The sequence below is a fragment of the Scardovia wiggsiae F0424 genome (assembly GCF_000269605.1).
Lineage (GTDB): Bacteria > Actinomycetota > Actinomycetes > Actinomycetales > Bifidobacteriaceae > Scardovia > Scardovia wiggsiae.
Genome location: NZ_AKCI01000001.1, coordinates 364,498 through 380,398, shown reverse-complemented (window position 1 = coordinate 380,398; position 15,901 = coordinate 364,498). Strand labels below are relative to the sequence as shown.

Genomic DNA, 15,901 nt, shown 5'->3' with positions numbered 1-15,901 from the left:
CTACCTCCCTGCTCCGTCTGTGCCAGCATCGGGACCGGCACTATCCAGCCGCGGGTCTGTGATTATGCACATAATGTCAACAACAAGCCCTGCAGCAAAAAACAGGGCCGAAAGGAGCAGGATCTCGCTCTGCGCTGCCAGAAGGTCCCTGTTCTGGATATCACGCATCAGCATGCCCGACAGCCCCGGCAATGCGAACAGCTGTTCCACAACGAGGACACCCGTGACCATACCGGCAAAAGTTATCCCGAAAACGCTGGCCAGCTGCGGTACCACCAGGCGGAGGCCGGTCTTCCACAGTGCCTCCCTCCGCGTCATGCCGGCTGCCATACTCATGGAGATATAATCCGTCCGGGCGACATCAAGCAGCCCTGAACGTGTATACCGCATAACTGATGCACCGGTAATAACCGATACGCTTGCAGCAGGCAGTATCAGGCTCCTGACTGCCTCCAGGGGGGAAGCCCAGCCGTCATCGGGGAAACCGGATACAGGAAGGACGCCGATGATGCCGGTACCCCTGCCAAAAAGCATAATGAGGAGAAGCCCGAGCCACAATGCAGGTATAGCAGCAGCACCAATAGCTGCGATCCTGTATATATTCTGCACAGCAGGACGCCTGGCCGCTACACTGCTCACCCCAAGCGGGATCCCGATAAGGGCTGACAGGACAAGGCTTATGCATATCAGGGGAAACGTCACCTGTGAGCGCTGCGCTGCCTGCCCGGCAACAGATTGCCCGGTAAGCAGCGAAGTACCCAGATCCCCGCGGAATACAGCCTGAAGCCAGCTGAAGTACTGGCTGGCATAGCTGCGGTCAAGCCCCAGCTGCCTGCGCAGCTGTGCCACCTGTTCAGGCGTAGAGTTGAGCCCGGCGATGAGGGAAGCCTGGTCTCCGGGAAGGACGCGCAGGACAAGGAAAACCAGTATCGACAGTATAACCATGGCAGCTGCAAAAAACAGCAGCCGCCTCACGGCCATTCTTGCTATCCGTTGTGCAGTCCTCATATTTATCTGCCTTCCGCTGCCTTCAGTCCTGAACTGTACGAAACATCCCATAGAGGCAGGTATACCTGGTTCAAATCCGTGGGGAAACCGCTGACCCCTTTCCTGGATGCAGTGATAACACGGTAATTAAGCAGCCAGTCTGCAGCTGCATCTTCGCTGACGATCCGGGCCGCCTGTGCGATCAAGGCATCATGGGCTGCATTATCGGAAGCTGCAAGCGCCTGCGAATACAGGCTGATCACCCGCGGATTATTGTAGCCGTAGTAATAATCGGGATCGGCCCATTGATGGAAATCATGGCTTTCATTATGGTCAACAAGCGACAGGTCATAATCCCTGTTCTTATAGACATGGTTAAGCCATGTATTGAAATCGACACGCTCTACAGACAGCTTTATATTGATCTGCGCCAGCTGCGACTTGAGCTGATCGCCGATTTCAGCCGGATAGATATTTGCATATTCCAGGGAAATATCAAGAGGATGGGATGCATCATATCCAGCCTCCTCCATAAGCTTCCGCGCTTTGGCACTATTATGCGGATATATATCCGTAAGATCCTGGTACCCCGGGTCAAGGCGCGGGACAGGCCCGCCAAGCGGCAGATCATAGTTCCCGCGTGAACGGATTATTGCCTGGTGGTCTATGCCGAACCGTATCGCCTGACGCACACGCTTGTCAGTAAAAGGGTCTCTCTTATTATTAAACGCAAGGACATACTTATCGGTACCGTTACCTGCCTTCACAGTGAATGCGGGATCCTTCCCCACTGATCCAGCAAGCCGGTCCGATAAGGGTGCCAGGACCTGGACCTCCCCGCTTTTCAAAGCGTTCAGGCCAGCGTTTGTATCCGCATAGTACCGGATATCTACAGTGCCCGTTTTAGGCTTATGCGAACCCCAATAGCGCGTATCTGCATGGAAGCTGACTGAAACTCCCGGTTTATAATCGGCTATGGTATAGGGCCCTGAGCCGACTGCCCGGACCTTCATATCGTAATGCGCGTCTTTATCAAAAACGAGGCCGGCACGCCCGGTAAGCTGCCACAGCAGTTCTGTATATGGTGCGGTCAGCCTCAGGACAACGGTATTCGGGTTTACTGCTTCCACAGATCTGTAATTCTGGACCAGTGAATAGCCCTGGTATTTTTTATCCATCATCTGCCTGACGGACCACACTACATCATCTGCATCCAGCCTATGCCCGTTGGAAAAATGCATATCAGTATTCAAATGGAAAACGTATGTCATCCCATCGCCGGAGATCTCCCACGATTTTGCCAGCGACGGTACTACTGTATTCGCTGAAGTACGTGCAACAAGGCCCTCATAAACGTTGCCGATAAGCAGCTGGTCAAGCGCAGACCCCGACTGGGTGCGGATATCAAGATTCGCCGGTGCCAGCTGAAGGCCGATTGAGACCCGTGATGCCTGCTGCGGATTACGGGCCTTGCCGCCAGTAATAACCGCATACCCTGCTGCCACAACTAGGACAACGCCTGCAACAGCAGCAGCCCATCTTGTGAAACGGCCTGCGATATTCTGCGACCGGGTCCTGCTGCTAAGCAATTCAGCTGCGTCAGGCTTTTTCCGTCCCTTTATGCCGGATATATTTTCGCCGCTGTCATCCTGTATATCCTGGAGCATACAGTGCCTCCATATGTGTGTGTAACTGGACAGGTCTCCGCATGGGTTCCCAAGTCGTCGCCTGCAGTTTTAACAGACAGCATTCTAACCGCACACCATGACGCAGGCTGAAGCAGCTGCCAGAAAGGAAACCCGCCCCCGCCCGGTATGGACCGGATGGGGACGGGCTATCAGGCTCACAGCCTGCGCTGTTCTTTATATTCTGTGCACCTCAACCGGCACTATCCGCAGTTTTGCCTGCATATCCGCCGTGTGGGGACGCCGCAGCAAAGCATAGAACTTACCTGTCGTATGTTTTGCTGCCTATCTTGAGCCCATGCTCAGCGAAAAGGTCGACACGGAACTTAACGCCATTGACGCCAGCTGTTTTGCGGCACTCGTCAATGACCTCTGTTGCGGAACTTTGCATTGAATCCCACAAAGTGCTCAGCTGGGGCTCAAGGGCCTCTTTGATCTGTTCATCTGTTGCACCCTGGTTCTTAAGCTTAAGTGTATAGATGATGGTCTTCCCTTCGTGGGACAGGCTCATGGTGATACGGTTTTGATAACGCTTATTAGCAGACGCCAGTTTGTCTTTAAACGATTTACTGTTCAGGATAGTTTCGATCTTCTGATCGTCTGACTTGAACCACAGGCTCGGGCTTGTACATGCTGAAAGACCGGCCACGGAAGCGAATGCCATTACCAGGGCGATAACGGCCTTAGGCAATGCAGCCCTTACTTTAGTTGTACCCATAATATTGTGAATCCTTTCGATTATTTTTCACTGAAATGAAAAATTTATCTCACTTATAATCATGCTTTTCATTGCCGCCAGTCTGCTGCTTATACCAGTTTCTGAACCACACAACTCCAGCAGCCCTTATTTTACTCCTACCCAGTGAAGATCGGCTATACGCCTGTCATAAACTGAATAAAGCATAATCTTAAATATGCACATAAAAATCAGGACCTCAGGAAACCTTACCCTAAAAACTGATGCTGCCTGCTGCCTGTAATAATCATCCAATAATTGCCGCTCTCAGGAAGGCATGCCATAATTGATCTATGAAAACTGCGGATGATGGAAAGCCCTGCAGAAGCCCTGAAGCATCCGGGCGGCGGGATGGATCCGGAAATACTGGATACGGTACAGGGATGCAGCGGCCTCTGACGATCGCCCTTGTGGTAGATTCACTGAGCAATTTCAGCAATGGCACGGCAAATTCCGCATACCAGCTTGCCCGTGAACTTACAGGCCGCGGGAATACCGTCAGGCTTATAGGGGTGGGAGCGCCCGATGCGCAGTACCGTGCCCGGGAACAGCATATTCCCGTTGCTACATGGTTCGCGCACAGGCAGCAGACATGTTTTGCCAGGCCCTCCGCCGTGCTGTTCAGGCGCGCATTCAAAGATGCTGACATAATCCATATTTACGAGCCTTTCAGTTTCGGCAGGCATGCACGGGATTACGCCCTATCCCACAGTATCCCCGTAACTGCGGGGTTCCATATACAGCCTGAGAATATCATGTATTCACTGGGGGCATGCCGTTTTATCCCGGGGCTTTCCTCAGCCATATATACAGGCCTGAACCATTACTTTTACAAAAAGATACGGCACATACATGTACCTACACAGATGGAAGCGGATTTCCTGCAGCGCCGCCGTTACAGGAATGCCCTGCACGTCATCTCCAACGGCTACCAGCCGGATTTCAGCCCTGGATGTGATGCTGGGGACAGTATCGGGGCAGAAGAGGGTACAGATACAGATATGGCATACAGTCCCGGATTTGCCCAATCCCCCTCAGGAAAGAAATTCGTTATTGCTGCTGCAGGAAGGCTGAACCGCGAAAAGGACCATATAACATTGATCCGCGCTATTGGCAAGTGCCGGCATAATAAGGATATCGAACTGCGCATTGCGGGGACCGGGCCGCTGTATAAACGTCTCATATCCGAATGCAGAAAACAGCTTGCTAATACCGCATCTGTCGGGTTCCGCAAACACTCTGAAATGCCCCGGTTCTTCAGGGAGGCCGACCTTATGGTGCACCCTTCCATAGCTGATATTGAAGGTGTAAGCGTCCTTGAAGGCATGGCGTGCGGCCTGGTCCCCGTTATTGCCGGCTCACGGTTAAGCGCAGCAGGGAATTTCGCCCTTACAGGCAACTCCCTTTTCCCTGCCGGCGACTCAGAAACACTCGCGCAGCGCATCGACTGGTGGATCGAACATCCCAAAGACCGGCGCATATGGGGCAGGAAATATGCCGAATATGCCTGCCGGCACTACAATATAGCGCGCTGTGCCCGCGATTTTGAGCTTATGGAACGCGCAGCGATCAGAGATGCCCGGGAAAACGGCCCGCAGCAGCACGCCTGAAAAGTACCGCAAAAAGCAGAAAGCCCCGTGTACGACATGCTTATATACTGCGTCCACTAATCCGTGTATAGTTTTCATCTGTTGCACAGAATGTGTGCACATGGTGGCTATAGCTCAGTTGGCAGAGCACCTGATTGTGGTTCAGGAGGTCGCGCGTTCGAGCCGCGTTAGCCACCCCACTGATCGATAGATGCAATAAGGATATGAGCACCATCAGCGACTGGCACGTTGGAGTCCCATATACGGAAAATACGGCAGCAGACGGCAGCTCCAGCAGGAACAGTGCAGATACAGCACAGGACGCGCTGCCGGACAGGCACCATACCGTACGCGTTATGCTGCTCGGATCCGGCGAGCTCGGCAAAGAGATAGCTATTGAACTGATGCGCTTAGGGGCATGGGTGTGTGCTGCAGATTCTTATGCCCATGCCCCTGCCATGCATATCGCACACGAAAGCCGTGTACTGGATATGTCCGATTCTGATGCGCTGCAGAATGCTGTCACCGAGATCCATCCCGATATTATTGTCCCGGAAGTAGAAGCTATCGCCACACAGGTGCTTACAAGGGCTGCCGGACTGGGGATCCAAGTTACCCCGAGTGCTGCCGCCGCACAGGTATGCATGGACCGCGAAGCTTTGCGGACGCTTGCTCATGACGGGCTGGGCCTGCCGACTGTGCCATACCTGTTTGCGGGAAGCCTCAGTGAGCTCCGGAGCAAGGCAGCCATCATTGGGTTTCCCTGTGTTGTCAAACCGGTTATGAGCTCTTCCGGCCACGGGCAGTCAATTGTGTACGGCCAGGGGCAGCTGGAGGAAGCATGGTCAGAGGCACAGTCCGGACGGCGCGCAGCACATGAGGGCGAGGTATCCCGCGTGATCATAGAAGCTCTCGCACCGCTTGATTACGAACTGACTATCCTTACTGTGGCATCAAGCTCCGGAGTGGCAGCATGCAGCCCTATCCGGCATATCCAGGAAAACGGGGATTACAGGGAATCCTGGCAGCCTGCCCATACCCCTGAAGCTGTTATGGCTGAAGCATCTTCTATTGCGCATCGTATTACTGAAGGCCTTGTTGACGCCGCACAGGAGAATGGCGAGCTGGGATGGGGCGTTTACGGCGTTGAAATATTTGTCCTTTCCGATGGCCACGTATTGTTCAATGAGGTCTCTCCCCGCCCCCACGATACAGGTATGGTGACTCTCATTTCCCAGGATCTGAGCGAATTTGCACTCCACGCCAGGGCAATACTGGGTATCCCTGTACCGCAAAACTCTGTCGGGCTTGCCCATCCTGGTTATGTCAGCGCAAGCAGGGCAATCGTCATACAGGGTGAAGGGCAGGCCAGTTTCAGCAATCTTGCCCGCGCCCTCCGCATACCGCACAGTGACCTGCGTATTTTCGGCAAACCCGGGATCCATGGCAGGCGGCGTATGGGAGTTGCCCTGGCTTACGCATCTGATGAAACTAAAGCAAGGGAAGCAGCAGCACAAACCGCACAAGGGCTGACTGTAACAGTGAGCCCCATCAAGTCCGCATAATGAGATTTCCCTCCGGGATCTGCTTTTCCTGTAATACATAACGGGTAGATTGTTGGATAGAAGGATGGAATACCCGTCCCTATGCCACTACACTGAAAGGCACCTAAGAAGTTATGCAGAAGCTATCGCAGCTCTATGAAGGTAAAGCTAAAAAACTGTTCGCTACTGAAAACACTGAAGTTCTGTGGGTCGAATACCTTGATCAGGCAACAGCCGGGAATGGCGCCAGGAAAGAACAGATCAAAGGCAAGGGGCGCCTTAATAACCGTATTACAGCTGTTATCTTCAATGAGCTTGCATACCGCGGTATCGCAAGCCATTTTATTTCTCAGATCAGCGATACTGAACAGCTTGTACGGAGAATGGAAATGTTCCCGCTGGAGATCATCATGCGCAATATCGCTGCGGGGAGTTTCGCCAGGCGGTATGGCAGGGAGGAAGGTACCCTGCTGAGCCGCCCGGTCCTTGAACTGTGCCTGAAAGATGATACTCTGGGAGACCCATTCATTAATACTGACGATGCCATCGCACTGGATCTCGCAACACGCGACCAGCTTGATATCATTTCGGCAAAAGCCCGGGAAATCAACCATGCACTGACAGCTATTTTCAATGATATCAATGTTACCCTTGTTGATTTTAAAGTAGAGATGGGGCGCACATCTGACGGCACTATCCTCCTTGCCGATGAGATAACCCCGGATACCTGCCGTTTATGGGATACAGCAAAAACTGCTGAGGGGCATGTGGAACACCTCGATAAAGATCTGTTCAGGCGTGACATGGGGAATATCATCCCGGCTTATGAAGAAATACTGGGCCGGCTGGAAAAACTCCATGCTTCACATCCCCTTAATTCCATAAAATAAACTATTCAGTTTCCGCTTCCCAAACGGCATCCCTGGAAACCCTGCACAGGGATCCTGAGAGGCAGGAAGGACAGCAATAGGATTTTCAGAGTCGAATTCCGGCGAAAGGAACTACGTGGCAGAACGCATTTACGTTGAGAAGAAGACGCAGTTTGACACCCAGACCCGCCAGCTCCTGTGCGAACTTCGCACTATTGCGGGGGTCACGGCCCTCGAAAACCTGCGTATACTTAAACGCTACGATGTTGAAGGGATCACACCGGAACTTTTCCATCAATGTATCGACACGGTTTTCAGCGAGCCTCAGACCGATGTTACCTATACAGACCTCGGCAAGGCAGGCATCGGAGTGTCAGCAGCTGTCGATGACGGCACAGCCCAGGCCCCTCCCCTTATTTTTGCCGTTGAATACCTGCCCGGACAGTTTGACCAGCGGGCGGACTCCGCAAGCGAATGTATCCAGCTTATCAGCCAGACGGAGCGGCCTGCGGTCCGTACAGCGCAAGTCTATGTGCTTGTGGGCAGCAGGCTTACCGATACTGATATCAGTACTATCCGCGCGTATGTAGTCAACCCTGTAGATTCGCGTATTGCGGACCTTGCCAGGCCGCGGACGCTCAAGGCTGCTCCACCCGAGCCCGGTCCTGTCGAAACCCTGGATGGGTTCCGAAAACTGTCACAGACTGAACTGAAGCAATTCATCGAAGGCTATGGCCTTGCCATGGATCTGGCAGATATTGCTTTCTGCCAGAGCTATTTCCGGGAAGAGGAACGGGACCCTACCGTCACAGAGATCCGGGTTATCGACACATACTGGTCAGACCACTGCCGGCATACTACTTTTAATACACAGCTGGATGATATAACTATTGATGACACTGCGGTAAAAAAAGCTTTTAATGAATATCTCCGTATCCGCCATACGCTGCAGCGTGATAATAAGCCTGTCAGCCTGATGGATATGGGTACTATAGGCGCACGTTACCTTAAAAACACCGGTACCCTGAAAGGGCTTGATGAATCTGAAGAGATCAATGCCTGCACTGTTAAAGTTACAGTAGATGTTGACGGGAAAGACCAGGACTGGCTCCTCCTTTTCAAGAATGAAACGCATAACCATCCCACTGAGATAGAACCCTTCGGCGGGGCAGCTACATGTGTGGGCGGCGCGATACGCGATCCCCTGTCAGGGCGCAGCTATGTATATCAGGCAATGCGCATCACAGGGGCATCGGATCCGCGGGTACCGGTATCTGAAACGCTGGAAGGCAAACTCCCCCAGCGGAAACTCGTAACTACTGCGGCAGCAGGTTTCTCTTCTTATGGGAATCAGATCGGCCTGGCTGCCGGAGAAATCCACGAACTCTATCATCCCGGATACATAGCTAAACGTATGGAGATCGGCGCCGTGGTGGGTGCTGCGCCGCAGGCAAATGTGCGCCGCGAGGCTCCGAAGCCCGGCGATAAGGTACTCCTCCTCGGCGGGCGTACCGGCAGGGATGGTATAGGCGGGGCAACAGGAGCGTCCAAATCCCATAACGTCAGGTCTATTGAAAAGGACGGTGCTGAAGTACAGAAAGGCAACGCCCCTGTAGAACGCAAACTTCAAAGGCTTTTCCGGCGCCATGATGCGGCATCCCTTATCAAACGCTGCAACGATTTTGGGGCAGGCGGCGTGGCAGTAGCCGTGGGTGAGCTGGCCGACAGCCTTGAGATATATCTAGATACAGTCCCTAAAAAATACGATGGCCTGGACGGTACCGAACTGGCGATATCTGAAAGCCAGGAACGCATGGCAATCGTGCTTGCGCCTGAAGATGTTGATGCTTTCCTCGCTGCTGCGCATGAGGAAAATCTTGACGCCACTGTTATAGCAGAAGTCACAGGTTCCGGGCGCATGCGTATGCAGTGGAAAGGCAGGACGATCGTTGACCTGGGCCGTAAATTCCTTGCTTCAAATGGCGCAGGGCGCAGCCAGCATGTCCATATTGCCCGGCAGGGGACATACAAGACCCCTGACGCATGGCATACGGGCAGCCTCAGCCAGCGTATGGCTGCGCTGGCTGACGATATCAATGCCGCTTCACAGAAGGGGCTTTCCGAACGCTTTGATTCCACTATTGGGGCAGCTACTGTCCTGATGCCGTTCGGCGGCAGAAGGCAGCTGACACCTCCAATGGCCATGGTCGCCAAATTCCCGGTTGACGGTGAAACAACAACAGCAAGCGCTATGGCATGGGGTTTCAACCCTTATATTATGGAAGCAGACCAGTTTGCAGGAGCCTACCTGTCTGTCGTGGAATCCGTAAGCAAGCTTATCGCCTCAGGCTTCTCCCGGGAAAAATCCTATCTGTCTTTCCAGGAGTATTTTGAGAAGCTCGGGAACGATCCCAGCCGCTGGGGCAAGCCCGCGGCGGCTATGCTTGGCGCCCTTATGGCTCAGATTGACCTTGGTGTTGGCGCTATTGGCGGCAAGGATTCGATGAGCGGGAGTTTTGAAAATCTTGATGTCCCTCCTACCCTGGTCAGTTTCGCTGTTGCAACAGGAGAGGCCGACGATGCGGTTTCGCCTGAATTCAAGGAGGCCGGGCATCAGATACTCCGGATATCCCCCCGCTATAAAAAAGACGGTATCACGCCTGATCCTCACAGCATGGTAGAAGTGATGGATGCCGTTCAGAAGCTTATGGATACCGGTATCACGCCTGATAAGGCCTCCGGCTGTACTGCCCGCGGCGCTGTCCTCGCCGCTGCGACACCCGGATATGGCTGCACGGCGCAGGCGCTGTTCCTGCAGTGTGCAGGAAACCAGATCGGTGTAAAGCTCAACAGCAGCATCCATCCTGATGAGCTTTTCATACCCCGTTATGGAAGCTTTATCATTGAGCTTTCCCCTGCAGCTTCACACAACCATGAAGCTGTCAGGGACATCCTTGGCTCTGCCGGTTTCTCTGCTGATATTATTGGGGAAACAACTGATACTTATACTTTCAGCATCGGCGGAGAAGAAACAGGACTCGCTGATATCCAGGAGATATGGGAAAACGCTTTGGAACCTGTATTCCCGTACAGGGACAAATCATTGAAAACTGCCGGGACGGGGATGCCGCAAACTGTATACCCGGCAGATAAGGGGGTTGAACCGCTGAACTATGACAGCAGCCAGTCAGCTCCGCAACCCGGCACGGATAAAAGACAACGCCGGCTGTCCCGTTTTACGGCATCACGGCCAGCGCCCAAAGTTATTATCCCTGTTTTCCCCGGTAATAATTGTGAGTATGACAGTGCAAAGGCTTTCCGCCGGGCAGGGGCTGATACTGAAACTTTTATTGTCAATAACCGCTCCCCGCAGGATGTGACCAAAAGCGTCAAAACCCTCGCCGATAAGATCCGGCATTCGCAGATCATCATGATCCCCGGAGGCTTTTCAGGAGGTGATGAGCCTGACGGATCCGCAAAATTTATAACAGCATTCTTCCGCTCACCTGAGATAACAGATGCCGTACGGGATCTGCTCGATAACCGCGACGGGCTTATCCTCGGTATCTGCAACGGTTTCCAGGCACTGATCAAGCTCGGCCTCGTCCCATACGGCGATTTCGTACCGGCAACAGATAAAAGCCCGACCCTGACCTTCAACACTATCGGACGCCATCAAAGCCGCCTTGTACACACACGTATAGCATCAACGCTCAGCCCGTGGCTGTCTCAGACCCGCCAGGGCGATATCCACACTGTTGCTGTAAGCCACGGGGAAGGCCGTTTCGTTGCCGACCGGCCAGCACTTGATACGCTTGTCAGAAACGGGCAGATAGCCACCCAGTATACTGATGAGGCCGGCACACCATCTATGTCCCTTGATGTCAATCCGAACGGTTCTGTCCTTGCCGCTGAAGGCATCACAAGCCCTGATGGCCGGATCTTTGGTAAAATGGGGCATAGCGAGCGCAGCGGGAACGGGCTGTACAGAAATATCCCGGGAACCGCGTACCAGCCTATCTTTGAGGGCGGAGTCAGGTACTTCCTTGGCTGACTGCTTACGCTGCATGTACCACACTGCTTCCGCCAGACAGCCGGGGAGGATACCAGCTTATACATGCACAGTATAGGCAGAAAAATGAAAGGCAGGACATATGTCTGCAGAACTTGAAGGCCTCCACGAGGAGTGCGGGCTTTTCGGCGTGTGGGGGCACGACGACGCAGCACGGCTGACGTATTTCGGACTCCATGCGCTGCAGCATCGGGGGCAGGAAGGCGCAGGCATTGTGGTCAATAACAATGGCGAGCTTACCAGCCATCGCGGGCTTGGGCTGCTCAGCGAAGTTTTCAGGAATGATGCTGATATTGCCTCCCTCCACGGCACCAGGGCAGTCGGACATGTACGGTACGCTACATCCGGCACAGGATCCCTGAATAATGTCCAGCCTTTCCTTTTCCGGTTTCATGACGGGCCTGTAGCCTTATGCCACAATGGCAATCTTACGAATTGCGAAACCCTGCGCACCGAGATGGAAGATTCAGGGGCAATTTTCCATTCCAATTCTGATACTGAGGTGCTTATCCATCTTATCCGCCGGTCTGCTGAAAACACTTTTCTGGATAAGCTCAAAGATGCCCTGAACACGGTACACGGCGGTTTCGCCTATCTGCTGATGACCAATACGGCCCTGTACGGAGCTTTGGATCCCAACGGTTTCCGCCCTCTGAGCCTCGGCCGGATGAAAAACGGCGCCTATGTGCTGGCATCAGAAACATGCGCCCTGGATGTGGTCGGAGCCACCCTGATCCGCGATATTGAGCCTGGTGAGATCTGCGCTATAACTGATGAAGGGTATACCATCACACAATATACCAGTCATACCCAAAAAGCTATCTGTTCTATGGAATTCGTATATTTTGCCCGCCCTGATTCCAATATTTACGGCGTCAATGTCCATTCTGCGCGGAAGCGCGCCGGGGCCAGGCTGGCGCAGGAGGCACCTGCAGATGCTGATATGGTTATTGCCGTGCCGAATTCCTCCCTGTCCGCTGCAGCAGGGTACGCCGAAGCAAGCGGGATACCGGAAGAAATTGGGCTGGTCAAAAACCAGTATGTTGCACGCACCTTTATCCAGCCAACCCAGGAACTGCGCGAGCAGGGGGTGCGTATGAAGCTTTCCGCTGTGCGCGGTGTGGTGGAAGGGCGGAGCGTTATTGTGGTTGATGATTCCATAGTCAGGGGGACTACATCGAAGCGCATAGTCCGCCTCCTGCGGGAAGCAGGCGCGCGCGAGGTACATATGCGCATTGCTTCTCCCCCGCTTAAATATCCGTGTTACTACGGTATTGATATTTCCCGGACTTCAGAGCTTATCGCTGCGACGAAATCAGTCAATGAGATCTGCACATATATTGAAGCGGATTCCCTCGCCTACCTGAGCCTGGACGGTCTGGTGGAAACTATCGGGCTGCATTCCGATGCCCCTTACGGAGGGCTGTGTGTAGCATATTTCAATGGCGATTACCCTACAAGCCTCGGGGATTACGAGCAGGAATTCCTTGCATCGCTTTCCGACGAAGACCGTAAACGCATCACCACATACGCCATGAGGCATTCACGATATGATGGGAATGAGTTTGTAACAGACAGCCAGGAGGATACCTATGCCTGAAGCATATAAAGAAGCCGGAGTCAGTGTTGAAGCCGGATACGAAGTAGTCCGGCGGATCCGGCAGCATGTGGCCCGCACAGCACGTAAAGGGGCCGGCGGGATAGGAGGCTTCGGCGGGCTTTTCGACCTTTCCTCGCTTGATGTCAGGGAACCCGTACTCGTTTCAGGGACCGACGGTGTCGGCACAAAACTGCTTATCGCACAGATGATGGGCAAACATGATACTATCGGCATTGACTGCGTGGCAATGTGTGTTAATGATATACTTGCACAGGGTGCAGAACCGCTATATTTCCTTGACTATATCGCCTGCGGAAAGAATGATCCTGAGCTGCTTGAGCAGGTCGTCAAAGGGGTCTGCGAAGGATGTGTGCAGGCAGGCGCTGCCCTTGTCGGCGGCGAAACAGCTGAAATGCCGGATATGTATGATGCAGACGAATATGACCTTGCCGGTTTTACCACAGGGGTCGTTGAAAAAAGCTGCATTATTGACGGATCGGATATCCGTAAAAACGATGTCCTTATTGGGCTTCCCTCCTCAGGTCTGCATTCCAACGGTTTCTCACTGGTCCGCAAGGCGCTCTTCAAAGACGGCGGACTGTCCTGCGATTCCGTACTCCCCGAGCTTGGGGGCAGGAAGCTCGGCGATATCCTTCTGACACCTACACGCATTTATGCACAGGCATTGAAGCCTTTGCTTGGCACCGGCCTTATCAGGGGTATTGCACACATCACGGGCGGGGCATTCCTGGAAAAGGTACCGAGGATCATACCTGACGGCCTTGCCGCTTCCTTTGATATCGATTCATGGCCGGTACCCCCTGTTTTCACTGTTATTGAACGGTATGGACATGTCGGGCATCTGGAGATGTACAACATCTTCAATATGGGGATAGGCATAGTTCTTATGGTGCGTCCGGATGATGTCCGTAGGACGGTATCTATCCTTGATTCACACGATGAGCCCTGCTACATTATCGGCAGCATAACAGAACAGGCGGGCGGCCAGGCAGAACTCCATTCAAAGCTCTTTTGATAACTGGCCAATAAGATAAGGAGTCTATATGGCAAGCACAGTCCTAGTGATCGGGTCGGGGGCACGCGAGCATGCCGTTGCCTATACCCTGCTGAAAGGCACTGCAGTAGGTACTGTTTACTGTGCTCCGGGGAACCCGGGCATGGCTTCTGACGGGATACGCACTGTCCTGCTTGATGAATCTGACCATGCTGCGATTATCGATTTTATCAGGGCTAACAGTATAGACTGGGTATTCGTCGGCCCTGAGGACCCGCTTATGGAAGGCATAACTGACGACCTGCAGGAAGCGGGGATCGCGGTATTCGGCCCTTCCCGCGCGGCAGCCCAGATAGAAGGGTCAAAAACTTTCGCAAAACAGCTTATGCACCGGCATAATATCCCTACTGCCGCCTATGCTGCATTCGCCAGCTTTGAAAAGGCATCAGCCTATATTGAAAAGCATGGGGCGCCGGTGGTGATAAAAGCGGACGGGCTGGCGGCCGGCAAAGGTGTCACTGTTGCGATGGATACAGATACCGCCCTGCAGGCCCTGCACGATATTTTCGTTGGCAATAAGTTCGGCTCCTCAGGTTCCAGCGTTGTTATTGAAGACTTCCTTGAAGGCGAAGAATTCTCGCTGATGAGTTTTGTCAGCGGAAACATGTTCTGGACCATGCCGGTATCGCAGGACCATAAACGGGCTTATGACGGCGACGAAGGGCCTAATACCGGCGGTATGGGTGCTTACTGTCCGGTCCCCCAGATATCCGGTGATATTGTTGATACAGCAGTTGACAGGATCATCCGTCCTGCTGTTGAAGGTATGGCTTCTGAAGGCATACCTTTCACAGGCGTGCTCTATGCCGGCCTGATTGCAACTGACGAAGGCCCTAAGGTCATTGAGTTCAATGCGCGTTTCGGCGACCCGGAGACGGAAGTCATCCTTCCCCGGCTCACCAGCGATCTGGGAGCTGGGATTGAGGCTGTCCTTAACGGGAAAGATCCCGGTTTTACCTGGCGGAATGATGGTACAGAAACTTTAGGCGTTATCCTTGCGTCAGAAGGGTATCCCGGCAATACCCGTACAGGTGCGGTGATCCCTGACCTCAACAGCGCTATAGCCGAGGCAGGCCTTAAGGATTCTTCCCATATTTTCTTCGCCGGGGTAGCTGCCGGCAGTACCGGCGGTTCTTATAGAGGCACAGACGCAGGCACCGATACAGAAACACATGCCGATGATGCCGGACACGGACTGGTATCATCTTCAGGGCGGGTACTGCTCCTTGAGACGACTGCCAATACTGTTGCCGAAGCCCGGGACCGTATTTATTCGCTCCTTGACAGCGTACACACTAACGGCCTGTTCTACCGCCATGATATTGGGGCCAGGGCACTCAGGCAGCAGTAAAGCTGGACAGTCTGGTATCCTTCAGTTTTGGGGAAAGACAGCAAATTACCATTTTCACGCAGCAGATCCTCCTTCGGCTTATTTACTTATCTGTTTCGCCTGAAGCCTGTATCCTTTTCCTCGCGCCAGCAATCGAAAGGGCCAGTATAACAATTGCTGCAGCAAGAAATACCGCCCATGTCACCGTTGTGTTCCATACGCTCAGCGAACTGAAAACAACAGTCCCTACGGGGATCGCAAGCATAAACAGCAGTGACAGGAAATTACTTGTCTGGGCCAATACATCAGACGGCAGATTGCTCACAAGCAATGCAGCTGCCTAAAGACTGCACCGAGATCTTCCACAATTGCCGCCTGACCGGGATCCGTACCCCACGGATCCCTTGCTTTTAC

General features: G+C 53.4%; 11 protein-coding genes and 1 tRNA gene. 8 read left to right on the top strand and 4 right to left on the bottom strand.

Annotated features, from left to right (window positions below; genetic code table 11):
* From HMPREF9156_RS0101765 to HMPREF9156_RS0101750, 3 genes are all read right to left on the bottom strand, one after another.
* Positions 1 to 981 (bottom strand): ABC transporter permease, encoded by a 981-nt coding sequence (locus HMPREF9156_RS0101765; RefSeq protein WP_007147086.1) that lies wholly within the window; start codon positions 979 to 981, stop codon positions 1 to 3.
* A gap of 29 nt (positions 982 to 1,010) precedes the next feature.
* Positions 1,011 to 2,654, bottom strand: a complete 1,644-nt coding sequence (locus tag HMPREF9156_RS0101760; RefSeq protein WP_007147085.1) for an ABC transporter substrate-binding protein — start codon at positions 2,652 to 2,654, stop codon at positions 1,011 to 1,013.
* 280 nt (positions 2,655 to 2,934) lie between these two features.
* Positions 2,935 to 3,390, bottom strand: a complete 456-nt coding sequence (locus tag HMPREF9156_RS0101750; RefSeq protein ID WP_007147084.1) for a DUF4854 domain-containing protein — start codon at positions 3,388 to 3,390, stop codon at positions 2,935 to 2,937.
* Between the two features lie 401 nt (positions 3,391 to 3,791).
* Here HMPREF9156_RS0101750 and HMPREF9156_RS0101740 point away from each other — a divergent pair, with 401 nt between their 5' ends.
* The 8 genes from HMPREF9156_RS0101740 to purD all read left to right on the top strand — a co-directional run bounded on the left by HMPREF9156_RS0101740 (position 3,792) and on the right by purD (position 15,508).
* Positions 3,792 to 5,018: a glycosyltransferase gene (locus tag HMPREF9156_RS0101740; RefSeq protein WP_007147083.1), complete on the top strand. Its 1,227-nt coding sequence runs from the start codon at positions 3,792 to 3,794 to the stop codon at positions 5,016 to 5,018.
* A 103-nt stretch (positions 5,019 to 5,121) separates the two neighbouring features.
* Positions 5,122 to 5,197, top strand: a tRNA-His gene (locus tag HMPREF9156_RS0101735).
* A 24-nt stretch (positions 5,198 to 5,221) separates the two neighbouring features.
* Entirely contained in the window at positions 5,222 to 6,562 is a 1,341-nt protein-coding gene (purT, locus tag HMPREF9156_RS0101730) for a formate-dependent phosphoribosylglycinamide formyltransferase (RefSeq protein ID WP_007147082.1), read from the top strand.
* A 113-nt stretch (positions 6,563 to 6,675) separates the two neighbouring features.
* Positions 6,676 to 7,431 carry a phosphoribosylaminoimidazolesuccinocarboxamide synthase gene (purC, locus tag HMPREF9156_RS0101725; RefSeq protein WP_007147081.1) on the top strand — a complete coding sequence of 252 codons (756 nt, stop codon included), beginning with the start codon at positions 6,676 to 6,678 and terminating at the stop codon, positions 7,429 to 7,431.
* A gap of 115 nt (positions 7,432 to 7,546) precedes the next feature.
* Positions 7,547 to 11,464, top strand: a complete 3,918-nt coding sequence (locus HMPREF9156_RS0101720) for a phosphoribosylformylglycinamidine synthase (RefSeq protein WP_007147080.1) — start codon at positions 7,547 to 7,549, stop codon at positions 11,462 to 11,464.
* A gap of 100 nt (positions 11,465 to 11,564) precedes the next feature.
* Entirely contained in the window at positions 11,565 to 13,082 is a 1,518-nt protein-coding gene (gene purF / locus HMPREF9156_RS0101715; RefSeq protein ID WP_007147079.1) for an amidophosphoribosyltransferase, read from the top strand.
* The gene (gene purM, locus HMPREF9156_RS0101710) at positions 13,075 to 14,118 is read left to right on the top strand and encodes a phosphoribosylformylglycinamidine cyclo-ligase (RefSeq protein WP_007147078.1); all 1,044 of its coding nucleotides are present in this window, start codon (positions 13,075 to 13,077) and stop codon (positions 14,116 to 14,118) included. Before purF ends, purM begins: the two co-directional genes overlap by 8 nt.
* Positions 14,119 to 14,146: 28 nt before the next feature.
* The gene (purD, locus tag HMPREF9156_RS0101705; RefSeq protein ID WP_007147077.1) at positions 14,147 to 15,508 is read left to right on the top strand and encodes a phosphoribosylamine--glycine ligase; all 1,362 of its coding nucleotides are present in this window, start codon (positions 14,147 to 14,149) and stop codon (positions 15,506 to 15,508) included.
* 82 nt (positions 15,509 to 15,590) lie between these two features.
* Here the strand turns inward: purD and HMPREF9156_RS0101700 are convergent, their stop codons facing one another.
* Positions 15,591 to 15,812, bottom strand: coding sequence for a hypothetical protein (locus tag HMPREF9156_RS0101700; RefSeq protein WP_007147076.1), 222 nt, complete (start codon positions 15,810 to 15,812; stop codon positions 15,591 to 15,593).
* Positions 15,813 to 15,901 lie beyond the last annotated feature (89 nt).